The sequence below is a fragment of the Xanthobacter autotrophicus genome, from assembly GCF_029991245.1.
In the GTDB taxonomy this organism is placed as follows: Bacteria; Pseudomonadota; Alphaproteobacteria; order Rhizobiales; family Xanthobacteraceae; genus Xanthobacter; species Xanthobacter autotrophicus_C.
Map to the genome: position 1 here is coordinate 1 of NZ_JAIVFO010000007.1, position 14,076 is coordinate 14,076.

Genomic DNA, 14,076 nt, shown 5'->3' on the forward strand with positions numbered 1-14,076 from the left:
ATAAGAGACAGGGGGCATGGCTTGCGCCCAGCGGCAAATCGCCGGCCGCCACGAACGCCCGGCCCAGCGCCGCCATCTGCGCGTCTTTGCCGGCCGGCGCCAGCAGGGTGACGCCATAGGGCACGCCGGTGGGTGCGATGGCGGCGGGCACGGCGATGCCGCACAGGTCCATGAGGTTGACGAAATTAGTGTAGGTGCCATTGCGCGAATTGAGGCGCACCGGATCGGCCAGCACCTCCTCCACCGTATAGGCGGTGGGCGCGGTGGGCAGCAGCAGGCCGTCGATGGCGGCGAGCACCGGGGCCACCTTCGCCCGCAATTCCTTCAGCCGGTAGGTGGCGCGGAAGGCATCGGCGGCGCTCGCGGTGCCACCCGGCTCGGTGATGGCGCGGGTGACGGGATGCAGCGCCTCGGGCGTGGTGGTGAGCAGCTTTTCCGCCACGATCCAGCGCTCCGCCACCCAGGGACCCTCATAGAGCAGGCGGGCGGTTTCGGCGAAGGGGGAAAAATCGATCTCCTTCAGCGTCGCGCCGAGGGCTGCGAAGCGCGCAAGCGCCGCCTCATAGGCGGCGGCGGCGTGGGCATCGCCGAAGAATTCACGCTGCGCCTGCGGCAGCACGCCCAGCACGAAGGCGGGCGGCGCGGCGGCGAGCGGGCCGAGGGGCAGGTCGCGGGACCAGGCATCCTGCGGGTCGAAGCCGGAGATCACGTCCAGCACCGCCATGGCGTCATCCACGGTGAGGGCGAAGACGGAGATGCAGTCCAGCGTCTTGCAGGCGGGCACGAGGCCGGTGTTGGGCACAAGGCCGAGGGAGGGCTTCAGCCCCACGATGTTCTGCAGCATGGCCGGCACCCGGCCGGAACCGGCGGTGTCGGTGCCCAGCGAGACCGGCACGATGCCCGCCGAAACCGCCGATGCCGAGCCGGAGGACGAGCCGCCCGGCACCAGCGCGGGATTGAAGGCGTTGCGCGGAATGCCATAGGGCGAGCGCACGCCCACGAGGCCGGTGGCGAACTGGTCCAGATTGGTCTTGCCGATGATGAGCGCGCCCGCCGCCTTCAGCCGCGCCACGGCGGTGGCGTCGTGCTCGGGCGTATAGGCGAAGGCGGGGCAGGCGCAGGTGGTGGGCAGGCCGGCCACGTCGATATTGTCCTTCACCGCCACCGGGATGCCATAGAGCGGCAGGGCGGTGTCGCCCTTCGCCTCCAGCGCGGCGGCCTCGGCCAGCACGTCGGCTTCCGCACGCAGGGTGATGAACAGGGCCGGATCGTCCTGCACCGCGATGCGGGCATAGACGGCGCGCACCGTTTCGGCGACGGCGCGGGAGCCCGACCTGTGGGCGGTAAGGAGGCTGGCGACGGTCTGCATGCTCTAACCCGTGTTCGGCCGCACCGCGCGGCGGGCAAGGCTTAGCAGGAAACGCGCCAGATGTATGCAATTATAGCTTTCATAATATAAATCAGTTGTTTGATTGGAATGACAAGGCCCGGAATCCCTCCTTTCAGAGGGGTTCCGGGCCGCTATCAAAGCATCATTTGCTAATAAAATAGGCATTATCAGCGCGGCGGGTCGCCCCCCGAGCGCTCGCCCTCGGCCGGCGACAGGGTTCGCCCGGGCGCGGCATCGGGGGAGGTGGTCAAGGGCGGCGGGTTGCCGGTGGGGGCGGTGATGTTCGCCGGCGCGGTTTCGCTGGGCTCGGGCGTGCCGCGATTGGAGAAGACGTTCGCCGCGAACAGGGCGAGGACGAGAACGAAGGCTGCGGCGACAAGGACGCCATTGCGGGGCATGGGGATCTCCCTGGTGATGGATCTCTCCTGCCCAACGCCCCCGGCCGGCGGTTGTTTCCCCGCCGGCCGGGGGCGACTGCCTCAGTCGCGGAACACCACGGTGCGCGAGCCGTTCAGCAGCACCCGGTCCTGCAGGTGCCAGGAGATGGCGCGGGCGAGCACGCGGCGCTCGATGTCGCGGCCCTTGCGCACCAGGTCGTCGGGGGAATCCTGGTGGGAGATGCGCTCCACGTCCTGCTCGATGATCGGCCCCTCGTCGAGGTCGGAGGTCACATAGTGCGAGGTGGCGCCCATCAGCTTCACGCCGCGGGCGTGGGCCTGATGGTAGGGCTTGGCGCCCTTGAAGCCCGGCAGGAACGAGTGGTGGATGTTGATGCACTTGCCCGAGAGCTTGGCGGAAAGGTCGTCCGACAGCACCTGCATGTAGCGCGCGAGCACGGCGAGTTCAGAGCGCGAGGACTGGAAGATCTCCCAGATCTTCGCTTCCTGCTCCAGCTTGGTGGCCTTGGTCACCGGCAAATGGTGGAAGGGGATGCCGTCGAAATCGAGATGGGCATAGGTCTCGATGGGGTGGTTGGAGATGATGCCGGTGATGTCCATGGCGATCTCGCCGATGCGCCAGCGATAGAGCAGGTCGGCGAGGCAATGGTCGAACTTGGAGGCCAGTAGCAGCACGCGGCGCTTCTCCGCCACCGCCCGCATGGTCCAGGTGAGGTCGAAGCCTGCGGCCACGTCGGCGAAGCCCTCGCGGATCTCGGGCAGGCTCGCCTCGCTCGCCACCACGTTGAACACCACGCGCATGAAGAAGCGGTTGGTCTCGGTGTCGTCGTACTGCTGGGCCTCGAGGATGTTGCAGCCCTTCTCGAACAGGAAGGTCGATACCCCCGCCACGATGCCCGGCCGGTTGGGGCAGGAGAGGGTGAGGATGAAATGATCGCTCGGCGTGGTCATGGTGATGCGTCTTTATCTGGCGCGCCGCGCGCCGGGGCGCCGGCGGTCGCGTGAGGAATGGTTGGGTGCGAAGGCTTGTCGCGCGCGCCGCGCTGCGGTCAACCTCGTCCGGTGCCGGTGAGGGCGAAGCCGAACGCGGCGGCGCTCACGGTCAGCCAGCGCAGGAAGGCGGGCGCGAACGAGCGCCCCACGGCGAAGCGAAAGGTGGCGGCATCCTTCTGCCAGAAGGTGACGCCCACATGGGACACGTTGGTGGTCGCGGCGTCTCCCGCCCGGAAGGCGGTGGGGTCAAGGTCCACGGTGACGCCCTTGGCCAGCGCCGCGCGGGCCTTCTCACCGGAAACGTCGACGATGAGATTGGCATCGCTCTGGTCGGTGATGGCGGCGAGGCCCGAAGCCATGCCGGCGAGGCGGGCGACAAGGTCCGTCCCGCTCACGCCCTCGGCGAGGACGAGCCAGCGGCCGGGGCCGGTTCCCACCGCCTCCAGCCCCGCCCCGGCGCTGAAGCGCGGCGCGTCGGCCAGCGGCAGGCCCGCCGCCGCGCAGGCGACGATGAGGCGCGCCGTCGCGCCCTTGCGGGCCACCAGCGTGGCGGCGGCAAGGGTCTCGACCGCGCGCGCGGTGACACCCGCGGCGCCCTCCGGGCCATAGTGCCCCTCCGGCACGAGCCGGGTGGGGGCGAGGTATTCCAGCAGGTCAGACACGCTGCTTCTCCCCTTGCGGGTCAATGAATGCGGGAGAGCACACCTCGACCTCCATGTCACCGCCGCGCACCGGGTCATAGGCGCGCACCTTCTCGCCCATGCGCTCCGCCCCGCGCTTCAAAAGGCCGAGGCCGATGAAGTGGCCGAGGGTGGGCGAGAAGGCGGTCGAGGTCATGTAGCCCTCGTCGTTATCAGTGGTCGCGGCGGCGCCGGGCTTGAGGAAGTGGGCGCCGGCACGCAGCCGCGCGGTGCGGTCCACCGGCTTGAAGCCGACCAGCGTCGGCCGCTCCGGATCGGTGAGGGCGGGCCGCCCGGCCATCACCCGGCCGATATAGTCCTTCTTGGTGGACGCCATCTTGCCGAGGCCGAGATCGCGCGCGCAGGTCTGGCCGGTCAGCTCGCTGCCGGAGACATGGCCCTTCTCGATGCGCAGCACGCCCAGCGCCTCCACCCCATAGGGCGTGATGCCGAAGGGCGCGCCCGCTTCCATCAGCGCCTGCATCAGCGCCGCGCCGTGGCGGGCCGGCACCGCGATCTCGTAGCCCAGCTCGCCGGAGAAAGAGAGGCGGAAGATACGCGCCTGAACGCCGCCCATCACACTGCCCTGCGCCACCCCCATGAAGGGCATGCCGGCGTTGGTGACGTCGATCCCGTCCACGATCTTCGCCAGCACCTCGCGGGAGCGCGGCCCGGACACCGCGATCTGCGCCCATTGCTCGGACACCGAGGCGAGGCACACATCCAGATCCGGCCACAACACCTGCAGGCAGAATTCCAGATGCTGGTAGACCTTGGCGGCGTTGGCCGTGGTGGTGGTCATCACATAATGGTCGTCGGCGAGGCGCGCGGTGGTGCCGTCGTCCATGACCAGGCCGTCCTCGCGCAGCATCACGCCGTAGCGCGCCTTGCCCACGGCCAGCGTCGAGAACATGTTGATGTAGACGCGATCGAGCAGCACGCCCACGTCGGGTCCCTGAAGGTCGATCTTGCCGAAGGTGGACACGTCGATGACGCCCACGGCTTCGCGCGTCGCCTTCACCTCGCGGTTCACGCTTTCCAGCCAGTCGGTCTCGCCGGGCTTGGGGAAATAGGCGGCGCGCATCCACAGGCCGGTTTCCACGAAGACGGCGCCCTGCGCCTGCGCCCACTCATGGGTGGGCGTGGGACGGGCCGGCTTGAAGTCGACGCCGCGATGGTGGCCCGCCAGCACGCCCAGCGCCACCGGCGTATAGGGCGGGCGGAACACGGTGGTGCCGGTTGAGGGAATGCCCTTGCCGGTCAGCTCCGCCATCAAAGCGAGGCCGACCATGTTGGAGGTCTTGCCCTGGTCGGTGGCCATGCCCAGCGTGGTGTAGCGCTTCAGCAATTCCACTGCGCGGAAGCCTTCGCGGTGGGCGAGGGCCACATCCTTGGCGGTCACGTCGTTCTGCTGGTCCACGAAGGCGGGACCGCCCTTCGACCCCTTGCCGGCCACATGGAAGAATGCCTTGAAGCCGGTGGGCGCGCCCTCCGCCTGCGGGGCCGGCACCGGGGAAGCGTCGAAGCCCGAATCGGAAGCCGCCGATGCGCCGAGGCGGGTGCCGTCCGCGAGGATGTCGGCGAGAGCGAAGGTGCCCGCCGCCGCGCCGGCCACCGCCATGCCGGGCGGCACCGCGCCGGGGACGAAGGCGGCGATGTCTTCCCGCCACACCGGCTTGCCGCCCAGATGGCAGGTGAGGTTAAGGTTGGGCGTGGCACCGCCCGACACGCCGAGGGCTTCCACCGCCAGCGTCTCGCTGCCGCGCGGGGTGCTCACGGTGATGGATTTCAGGCATTTGCCGGAGGTTGCCACCACCTCGCCCTCGGTGATGACGCGCACGCCCAGCGCCTTCGCCCGTGCCGCCAGCGCCTCGGGCAAGGCGGGGCGCACGTCGATGACAGCGTCGAGCTTCAGGCCCGCTTCCGCCGCATCGAGGGCTGCGGCCACCGCATGGTCGTTGGTGGAGAACACGGCGGCGTTGGCCCCCGCGCCGGCGCCATAGCGGGTGGCGTAGGTGGCCAGCGCCAGCGCCGACATGACCCCCGGCCGGTCGTTGCCGGGGAACACGATGGGCCGGTCGAAGGCGCCTGCCGCCAGCACGCAGCGTTTGGCCACGATGCGCCACAGGCGCTGGCGCGGCTGGAAGGGCAGGGGGGCGGGCAGATGATCGCTTACCCGCTCCACGGCGCCATATTCGCTGCCGTCATAGGCGCCGAACACCGTGGTGCGTGGCATGAGCCGCACATTCGGCAGGCTTGAAAGCTCGGCCTCAACCCGCGCCACGAAGTCGAGGGCGGAGCCGCCGTCGATACCCGCGCGCTCGGAGAGCAGCCGGCCGCCGAGGCGGAAATCTTCGTCCGCGAGGATCACCCGCGCGCCGGAGCGCCCGGCCGCCAGCGCCGCCGCAAGGCCAGCCGCGCCGGAGCCGATGACGAGCACGTCGCAGAAGGCGGTGGCCTTCTCGTAATGGTCCGGGTCCGGCGCGTCGGCGGCGCGGCCGAGGCCGGCGGCGCGGCGGATCACCGGCTCATAGACCTTCTCCCAGAACGCGGCGGGCCACATGAAGGTCTTGTAGTAGAAGCCCGCGCCGAGGAAGGGCGACACCAGCCGGTTGACGCTCAGCGCATCGAAGTCCAGCGAGGGCCAGCGGTTCTGGCTGGCGGCTTCGAGGCCGTCGTAAAGCTCCACCGTGGTGGCGCGGGTGTTGGGCTCGCGCCGGGCGCCGGTGCGCAGCTCCACCAGGGCGTTGGGCTCCTCGGAGCCGGCCGTCACCACCCCGCGCGGGCGGTGATACTTGAATGAGCGGGCCACGAGCCGCACGCCACAGGCAAGCAGCGCCGAGGCCAGCGTATCGCCGGGATGGCCTGTGAAGGTCTTGCCGTCGAACGCAAAGGACAGGGTGCGGCTGCGGTCGATGAGGCCGCCCTTGGCGAGGCGGGTCATCGCGCGCCCTCCCCGGTGCCGGCGAAGACCACGGCGGTGATGGCGTGGGTGCGGGTGTCCCGCGTCAGCTTCAGCCAGCGGCGGCAGCCGGCGGAATGGTACCAAAGCTCGTCCATGGGGCCGGCCGGATTGTCCCGCTCATAGACGTAAGAATGGAAGGCCTCGGCCGCGTCGGGGGCCGAGGGATCGGGACGGGTCGGCGCCGCATCGCCCAGATAGGCGAATTCGTGGGACGAGCGCGCGCCACAATAGGGACAGGGGATGCGCATAGGTCAGTGCAGGTTCGGCTGGGCGCCGACCCCCTTCTCATCAATGATGTGGCCGGAGCGGAAGCGGTCGAGGCGGAAGGCGGCGTTGAAGGCGTGGGCCTGATCGCGCGCGATGGTATGGGCGAAGCACCAGCCGGAGGCCGGCGTCGCCTTGAAGCCCCCGTAGTTCCACCCCGTGTTGAGGTAGAGGCCCGGCAGGGGCCCCACGTCGATGATGGGCGAGCCGTCCATGGACATGTCCACGAGCCCGCCCCAGGCGCGCAGCATGCGCAGCCGGCCGATGAGGGGCATCACCGCCATGCCGCCCTCGGCCACGTCCTCCACCACCGGCAGGTTGCCGCGTTGGGCGTAGGAATTGTAGCCGTCGATGTCGCCGCCGAAGACCAGGCCGCCCTTGTCGGACTGGCTGACGTAGAAATGCCCCATGCCGAAGGTGATCACCCCCGGCACCAGCGGCTTCAGCCCCTCGGATACGAAGGCCTGCAGCGCGTGGCTCTCGATGGGCAGGCGCAGATCCAGCAGGCGGGTGAGGCGGGAGGTGGAGCCGGCCACCGCAAGGCCCACCTTCGCCGCGCGGATGGCGCCGCGCGTGGTCTCCACCCCCACCACCGCGTCGCCCTCGCGGATGAAGCCTGTGACCTCGCAATTCTGCACGATGTCCACGCCGAGCCGGTCGGCGGCGCGGGCATAGCCCCACACCACGGCATCGTGGCGCGCGGTGCCGGCGCGGGCCTGCATCAGCCCGCCCTTGATGGGGAAGCGGGAATTGTCGAAATCGAGGAAGGGGCACAAGGCCCGCACCTGCGCGCGGTCCAGCAGCTCGGCGTCGGCACCGGCAAGGCGCATGGCGTTGCCGCGCCTTGCATAGGCGTCGCGCTGGCCGTCGGAGTGGAACAGATTGATGATGCCGCGCTGGGAGACCATGGCGTTGTAGTTGAGGTCCTGTTCCAGGCCCTCCCACAATTTCATGGACCACTCGTAGAACGGCTCGTTGCCCGGCAGCAGGTAGTTGGAGCGGATGATGGTGGTGTTGCGCCCGGCATTGCCGGAGCCGACATGGGCCTTCTCCAGCACCGCCACGTTGCGGATGCCGTGCTCCTTGGCGAGGTAATAGGCGGTCGCCAGGCCATGCCCGCCTCCGCCCACGACGATCACGTCATAGGCAGGCTTCGGCGCGGCATCCCGCCAGGCGGGCTTCCACCCGGTCTGGCCGTTGAGCGCATTGGCGATGAGGCTGAAGACGGAATAGCGGGACATCGGGCACTCGCTTGGGGCTTAGACCAACGGCCCCGGTCTGTGACCGGTGCCGAGAGGGTTGCGCTCAGGCGCCGCGCGGGCTTGGCCCAAAGGGCAATGAGTGAAGCTCATCGCCCGTTGGTGTCGCGAACCCTGTTCATCTGCTCGGGCGCCGCGGCGGACGCGGCGGGTCAAACGGCGAGGGCCGAGGCGGCGCGGTGCCGCCGCAGGCGCATCACGGGAAGGAAGGGCCGTCTCCGGATGCGGGCAAGGGGCCGGTCTCCGTCCCATTTGGCCCGCAGGGGGCTGTGTCCAGATCAGATGTCCAGGGTGTTGTCCCGTTCCCACTGGGTGAGGTGGCGGGAATAGGCGTTCCATTCCTCATGCTTCAGCTTGAGATAGCCGGAGACGAAAGGCTGGCCCAGCCGCTCGCCCAGCACGCGGGATTTTTCCAGCGCGCGCAGGGCGTCCAGCATGTTCAGCGGCAGACGCTTGGCGCCCTTCACCTTGTGCCCGTCGGTGTACATGTTGATGTCGAGGCGCTTGCCCGGATCGCGCTGGTTCTCGATGCCGTCGAGGCCCGCCGCCGTGAGGCCGGCCTGCAGCAGGTAGGGGTTGGCCGCGCCGTCGGCGAGGCGGAACTCGAAGCGGCCGGCATCCGGAATGCGGATCATGTGGGTGCGGTTGTTGCCGGTATAGGTCACCGTGTTCGGCGCCCAGGTGGCCCCCGAAAGGGTGCGCGGGGCGTTGATGCGCTTGTAGGAATTCACCGTGGGATTGGTGAGGGCGCACAAGGCGTCCGCATTGTGGATCAGTCCGCCGATGAAATGATAGCCGAGCTGCGAGACGCCCAGCTCCCCCTTGGGATCGGAGAAGGCGTTCTTGCCCTTCGACCACAGGGAGACGTGGGCATGGCAGCCCGAGCCGGTGAGGTTGATGAAGGGCTTGGGCATGAAGGTGGCGCGCAGCCCATGCTGTTCCGCGATCGACTTCACCATGTATTTGAAGAAGACGTGTCGGTCGGCGGTCAGCAACGCATTGTCATAGTTCCAGTTCATCTCGAACTGGCCGTTGGCGTCCTCGTGGTCGTTCTGGTAGGCACCCCAGCCGAGCTTCAGCATGGCATCGCAGATATCCTTGATGACATCATAGCGGCGCATGAGGGCGGACTGGTCGTAGCAGGGCTTTTCCGCCGTGTCGGACGTATCGGAGATGCCCTTGCCGTCCGGCGTGATCAGGAAATACTCGCACTCCACGCCGGTCTTCACCTCATAGCCCAGCGCCGCGGCGGCGGCGAGCTGGCGCTTCAGAACGGTGCGGGGTGCCTGCTCCACTTCCTTGCCGCCCATGTAGAGGTCGGCGGCGAGCCAGCCGATTTCCTCTTTCCAGGGCAGCTGGATGAGGCTGGTGGGGTCGGGCACCGCGAACAGGTCCGGGTCGGCCGGCGACATGTCGAGCCAGGTGGCAAAGCCGGCGAAGCCCGCGCCTTCCTTCTGCATGGGGCCGATGGCGGAAGCGGGCACGAGCTTGGCCCGCAGGCCGCCGAACAGGTCCACGTAGGAGATGAGGAAGTATTTGATGCCGCGCTCGTTCGCGATTTTCGCGAGGTCCAGGCCGCCCTTGGCGGAGACGGAGGCGCGCCCTTCCGCCTCCCGAGCGATTTCGGTTGTGCTGGTCATGGGTTCGATCCCTGGCAGGAAGGTCTTGGATGGTCGGGATTTTTATGAAGGCCGCGCCGGTCGAGCGGCGCGGCCGAAGTCAGGAAAACGCGGCTCAGTAGCCGCCGGTGCGTCCGGGGATCCATGAGGTGCCGGCCAGCGGCACGCCGGCCATGGCGGCGGCTTCCACCGTGAGGGCGACGAGGTCCTCGGGCTCCAGATTGTGCACGTGGCTCTTGCCGCAGGCGCGAGCGATGGTCTGCGCCTCCAGCGTCATTACCGAGAGATAATTGGCGAGGCGATGGCCGGCCTTCACCGGATCGAGCCGGGCGGCGAGCACCGGGTCCTGGGTGGTGATGCCGGCGGGGTCGAGGCCCTCGTGCCAGTCGTCATAGGCCCCGGCGGTGGTGCCCAGCGCCTGGTATTCGTCCTCGAACTGGGGATCGTTGTCGCCCAGCGCCACCAGCGCCGCCGTGCCGATGGCCACCGCGTCGGCGCCCAGCGCCAGCGCCTTGGCCACGTCCGCGCCGGAGCGGATGCCGCCGGAGACGATAAGCTGCACCTTGCGGTGCATGCCGAGGTCCTGCAGCGCCTGCACCGCCGGGCGGATGGCGGAAAGGATGGGCAGGCCCACATTCTCGATGAACACGTCCTGGGTCGCCGCGGTGCCGCCCTGCATGCCGTCGAGCACCACCACGTCCGCCCCCGCCTTCACCGCCAGGGCGATGTCGTAATAGGGGCGGGAGGCGCCCACCTTCACATAGATGGGCTTTTCCCAGTCGGTGATCTCGCGCAGCTCCTCGATTTTGATCTCCAGATCATCGGGGCCGGTCCAGTCGGGATGGCGGCAGGCCGAGCGCTGGTCGATGCCCTTGGGCAGGTTGCGCATGGCGGCGACGCGATCGGAGATCTTCTGTCCCAACAGCATGCCGCCGCCGCCGGGCTTGGCGCCCTGGCCGATGACGATCTCGATGGCATCCGCCTTGCGCAGGTCCACCGGGTTCATGCCATAGCGCGAGGGCAGGTACTGGTAGACCAGGGTCTGCGACTGGCCGCGCTCTTCCGGCGTCATGCCGCCGTCGCCGGTGGTGGTGCTCGTGCCCACCGTGGTGGCGCCGCGGCCCAAAGCTTCCTTGGCCTGGGCCGAGAGCGCGCCGAAGCTCATGCCGGCAATGGTCACCGGCGTCTTCAGGGTGATGGGCTTCTTGGCGAAGCGGGTGCCGAGCACCACCTCGGTGCCGCACTTCTCGCGATAGCCCTCCAGCGGATAGCGCGACATGGAGGCGCCGAGGAACAGCAAGTCGTCGAAATGGGGCACCTTGCGCTTGGTGCCGCCGCCACGGATGTCATAGATGCCGGTGGCCGCGGCGCGGCGGATCTCCGCCAGCGTCGCGGGATCGAAGGTGGCCGAGAAGCGGGGCGGGGTGCGGGGCACGTTGGAATGAGCGGTCATCGTCTCGGCCCTCAGTACGCGGACGCGTTGTCGACGTGGAAATTGTAGAGCTGCCGGGCCGAGCCGTAGCGCTTGAACGCGGAGACATCGACGCTGCCGTCGAGGCCCGCCGCCTTCAGCTTTTCGGCCAAAAGCACCTTGTGCTCGTCCCGCATCTCCTTCTCGATGCAGTCGGCGCCCAGGGACTTGACGGAGCCGCGCACGAACAGCCTGGCCTCATAGAGGCTGTCGCCCAGCGCCTCGCCGGCATCGCCCAGCACGATGAGGCTGCCGGACTGGCCCATGAAGGCGCTCATGTGGCCCACGGAGCCCTTCACCACGATGTCGATGCCCTTCATGGAGATGCCGCAGCGGGCCGAGGCATTGCCGTCGATCACCAGCAGGCCGCCATGGCCGGTGGCGCCGGCCGCCTGGCTGGCATCGCCGCGCACATGGACGAAGCCGCTCATCATGTTCTCGGCGAGGCCCACGCCGGCATTGCCGTGGATGATCACGGAGGCCTCGGCGTTCATGCCGGCGCAGTAATAGCCCACGTGGCCCTCGATCTCGACGGTGAGGGGGGCGGCAATGCCCACCGCCACCGCGTGGCGGCCATTGGGGTTCAGCACCCGCCAGCGCCGGGCGTTGCTTTCGCCGGTGGCGGCGTGGAGCGCCGCGTTCAGCTCGCGCAGGGAGGTGTCGGCGAGGTCGAAGGTGAGGTCGGGGGAGATGGCGTTCACTGGGCGCGCTCCCAGAAATAGACGGTGGCGGGTTCAGGTTCGAACACACGGGCCTTGGCGATGCCCGGCAGGTCCACCAGGGCACGATATTCCGAGCCGAAGGCCACATACTGGTCGGTTTCGGCCATTACGGCGGGCTTGCAGGCGATGGGATCGCGCAGCACGCCGAAGCCGTTCTCGGTGCCCACCACAAAGGTGAAGAAGCCGTCGAGGTCGTTCAGGCCCGCTTCCAGCGCCTGGCCCAGGGATGCGCCCTGCCGCATCCGCCAGGTGAGATAGCCGGCGGCCACCTCGCTGTCGTTGTCGGTCTCGATGGCGATGCCCTCGCGCTTCAGGGCGCGGCGCAGGGCATTGTGGTTGGAGAGCGAGCCGTTGTGCACCAGGCACTGGTCGGCGCCGGTGGAGAAGGGGTGGGCGCCGGCGGTGGTCACCGCGCTCTCGGTGGCCATGCGGGTGTGGCCGATGCCGTGGGTGCCGCGCATGCCGGACAGGCCGAAGGTTTCAGCCACGAAGGCGGGCAGGCCCACCTCCTTGAAGATTTCCATGCGCTCGCCGGTGCCGACGATGGCCACCTCCGGATGGCGCTCCTTGAGGAAGGCGCGCACCGCCGCTTCCCGCGCCGCGGGAATTTCGACGATGGCATGGGTGCCGCGCACGGCGAGGCCCGGCAGGCCGGCGGCCGGGAGCGACAGGCCGGCCGCAAGCGCCTCGAAGTCGTAGGACGCCGTGGCGCGCAGCGAGAGCTTCACCTTGTCCTTCGCACCGCTGCCATAAACGGCGAAGCCCGCGCTGTCGGGGCCGCGATCCGTCATGACGCAGAGCATGGAGGCGAGCATGGCCCCCAGCTCGCCTTCGAGCTTGGGGTCCTTCAAGAAAAGTCCGACGATGCCGCACATGGCGCTGTCACTGTCTCCATTCCGGGCCGCGCGGGCGACCTTGAGACGAAGAAGTACGCCGAACGACCTGGGGCGTCAACGTCAGCGAATAAAATTTTCGCTTCAGGAAACTTTTGCGCAGTTCAGCCGGGGCTGCGGGTTCGCGCCGCTGGCGCGCTTCAGTGCCGGTCGCGGCCGTAGACGATGATGGACAGGTAGGTCATGGGCCGCTGGATCAGGTCTTCGGGACCGTGGGCGGCGCCGGAATCGAACATCAGCGAGTCGCCGGCCCGCAGGTGGTAGGTGCGGTCGGCGTGGCGGTACATCACCTCGCCCGAGAGCATGTAGATGAATTCCACCCCGGCGTGGCGGAAGCCAGTGTGGGGCGCCGCTTCTTCCGACAAGGTGATGAGGTAGGGCTCCACCACGATGTCGCCGCCGAGCCCATGGCCCAGCAACTCGTACTGGTGGCCGACCTTGGTGCCGCGCCGCTCGATGATGACGCCCTGGTGGGCCCGCACGAACGAGCAGTCGCGCCGCTCCTCGAAGGCCGAGAACAATGTGGTGATGGGCACGTTGAGGGCCTTGGCGATGGCCTGCAGCGTGGCGAGGGAGGGCGAGATCTGGCCGTTCTCGATCTTGGAGAGCATGCCGACGGAAATACTGGCCGCGCCGGCAAGGTCGGACACGGTGAGATCCAGTTCACGCCGGATGGAGCGCACCTGCACGCCCAGCGCCTGTTCCAGGGTGACCGCCGTCGCAGCGGGCGCGCCGGACCCGGTGACATAATCCTCGCTCTCCTGAACGTGCGGTGGCAGGACCTCCACGGACCCTTTCAGCTTCCTTTCGGCCACGCTCTCCCCCATACGCTCATCCGCCCGGCCCCCCAGGGATGCCGGACCACTCCACCTGTGTTTGAAATGTCATTGTGCCAGCTTCCGGCGGAGAAGACACGGCGAATCCGCCGCCCGTCTGACGTTAGGGGACCTTTGCCCGGCGGTCGCCGGCCCGGCTTGCGGACTTGCGCCGCCTGGTGGCGGGATCGGACGGGGTGATGCGAAAAGCGAGGCTGGACAGCAGGTTTCAGGGCATGACCGAGAGGGTTTTCCACAGTCGGCTACGACGCGAGCCTGCCAGGTGCGGCGCCTATGGACAGGTCCCAAGTTCCTGACTATACACTCGCGGCTCCAAACGGCGCTGCCGCCGATTGGACGCCCAGGTAGCTCAGTTGGTAGAGCATGCGACTGAAAATCGCAGTGTCGGCGGTTCGACTCCGTCCCTGGGCACCACTCATTTCCTAATGAAATCAAAGCTCTAGGGATCGTCTCGCTTGGACGATCCCAGTATATCAGACGCTTGGGTTTCCCCGGGGTGTCGAGAGCGGTGTGCTTGAACGAAGCGGGCTGATGCGGAATGTGCCGGTTTGGTGCGTCAGCGGCCACGATAGGGCGCGTCTATAGC

Annotated in this window: 12 protein-coding genes and 1 tRNA gene; 1 reads left to right on the forward strand and 12 read right to left on the reverse strand. The window is 68.4% G+C overall.

Features of this window, described 5'->3' with window-relative positions:
* From atzF to K9U41_RS02710, 12 genes are all read right to left on the reverse strand, one after another.
* On the reverse strand, positions 1–1,369 hold a 1,369-nt coding region (gene atzF, locus K9U41_RS02655), incomplete at its 3' end, for an allophanate hydrolase (RefSeq protein WP_282639322.1).
* Between the two features lie 188 nt (positions 1,370–1,557).
* The gene (locus K9U41_RS02660) at positions 1,558–1,788 is read right to left on the reverse strand and encodes a hypothetical protein (RefSeq protein WP_282639323.1); all 231 of its coding nucleotides are present in this window, start codon (positions 1,786–1,788) and stop codon (positions 1,558–1,560) included.
* Between the two features lie 81 nt (positions 1,789–1,869).
* Positions 1,870–2,739, reverse strand: a complete 870-nt coding sequence (gene purU / locus K9U41_RS02665; protein ID WP_282639324.1) for a formyltetrahydrofolate deformylase — start codon at positions 2,737–2,739, stop codon at positions 1,870–1,872.
* Positions 2,740–2,837: 98 nt separating this feature from the next.
* Entirely contained in the window at positions 2,838–3,443 is a 606-nt protein-coding gene (locus tag K9U41_RS02670; protein ID WP_282639325.1) for a sarcosine oxidase subunit gamma, read from the reverse strand.
* Positions 3,436–6,405, reverse strand: a complete 2,970-nt coding sequence (locus tag K9U41_RS02675) for a sarcosine oxidase subunit alpha family protein (protein WP_282639326.1) — start codon at positions 6,403–6,405, stop codon at positions 3,436–3,438. Before K9U41_RS02675 ends, K9U41_RS02670 begins: the two co-directional genes overlap by 8 nt.
* On the reverse strand, positions 6,402–6,674 hold the full coding sequence (locus tag K9U41_RS02680) for a sarcosine oxidase subunit delta (RefSeq protein WP_282639327.1): 273 nt from the start codon (positions 6,672–6,674) through the stop codon (positions 6,402–6,404). The genes K9U41_RS02675 and K9U41_RS02680 overlap by 4 nt, the downstream gene beginning before the upstream one ends.
* A 3-nt stretch (positions 6,675–6,677) precedes the next feature.
* A complete protein-coding gene (locus tag K9U41_RS02685) occupies positions 6,678–7,931 on the reverse strand; it encodes a sarcosine oxidase subunit beta family protein (protein ID WP_282639328.1) in 1,254 nt (417 codons plus the stop codon).
* 296 nt (positions 7,932–8,227) lie between these two features.
* Positions 8,228–9,589, reverse strand: a complete 1,362-nt coding sequence (gene glnT / locus K9U41_RS02690; RefSeq protein WP_282639329.1) for a type III glutamate--ammonia ligase — start codon at positions 9,587–9,589, stop codon at positions 8,228–8,230.
* Positions 9,590–9,683: 94 nt separating this feature from the next.
* Positions 9,684–11,021, reverse strand: coding sequence for an FMN-binding glutamate synthase family protein (locus K9U41_RS02695; RefSeq protein ID WP_282639330.1), 1,338 nt, complete (start codon positions 11,019–11,021; stop codon positions 9,684–9,686).
* Between the two features lie 11 nt (positions 11,022–11,032).
* Positions 11,033–11,740: a protein glxC gene (locus K9U41_RS02700; protein ID WP_282639331.1), complete on the reverse strand. Its 708-nt coding sequence runs from the start codon at positions 11,738–11,740 to the stop codon at positions 11,033–11,035.
* Positions 11,737–12,636, reverse strand: coding sequence for a class II glutamine amidotransferase (locus K9U41_RS02705; protein ID WP_282639332.1), 900 nt, complete (start codon positions 12,634–12,636; stop codon positions 11,737–11,739). Before K9U41_RS02705 ends, K9U41_RS02700 begins: the two co-directional genes overlap by 4 nt.
* A gap of 158 nt (positions 12,637–12,794) precedes the next feature.
* Positions 12,795–13,481: a helix-turn-helix domain-containing protein gene (locus tag K9U41_RS02710; protein WP_282639333.1), complete on the reverse strand. Its 687-nt coding sequence runs from the start codon at positions 13,479–13,481 to the stop codon at positions 12,795–12,797.
* Positions 13,482–13,828: 347 nt separating this feature from the next.
* On the opposite strand from K9U41_RS02710, the gene K9U41_RS02715 reads away from it, so the two are divergent.
* Positions 13,829–13,904, forward strand: a tRNA-Phe gene (locus tag K9U41_RS02715).
* Positions 13,905–14,076 lie beyond the last annotated feature (172 nt).

Bases quoted from the DNA above. Each gene is read 5' to 3' on its own strand.
- K9U41_RS02660 (WP_282639323.1), bottom strand. From the start codon at position 1,788: ATGCCCCGCAATGGCGTCCTTGTCGCCGCAGCCTTCGTTCTCGTCCTC.
- purU (WP_282639324.1), bottom strand. From the start codon at position 2,739: ATGACCACGCCGAGCGATCATTTCATCCTCACCCTCTCCTGCCCCAAC.
- K9U41_RS02675 (WP_282639326.1), bottom strand. From the start codon at position 6,405: ATGACCCGCCTCGCCAAGGGCGGCCTCATCGACCGCAGCCGCACCCTG.
- K9U41_RS02680 (WP_282639327.1), bottom strand. From the start codon at position 6,674: ATGCGCATCCCCTGTCCCTATTGTGGCGCGCGCTCGTCCCACGAATTC.
- K9U41_RS02685 (WP_282639328.1), bottom strand. From the start codon at position 7,931: ATGTCCCGCTATTCCGTCTTCAGCCTCATCGCCAATGCGCTCAACGGC.
- glnT (WP_282639329.1), bottom strand. From the start codon at position 9,589: ATGACCAGCACAACCGAAATCGCTCGGGAGGCGGAAGGGCGCGCCTCC.
- K9U41_RS02695 (WP_282639330.1), bottom strand. From the start codon at position 11,021: ATGACCGCTCATTCCAACGTGCCCCGCACCCCGCCCCGCTTCTCGGCC.
- K9U41_RS02705 (WP_282639332.1), bottom strand. From the start codon at position 12,636: ATGTGCGGCATCGTCGGACTTTTCTTGAAGGACCCCAAGCTCGAAGGC.
- K9U41_RS02710 (WP_282639333.1), bottom strand. From the start codon at position 13,481: ATGGGGGAGAGCGTGGCCGAAAGGAAGCTGAAAGGGTCCGTGGAGGTC.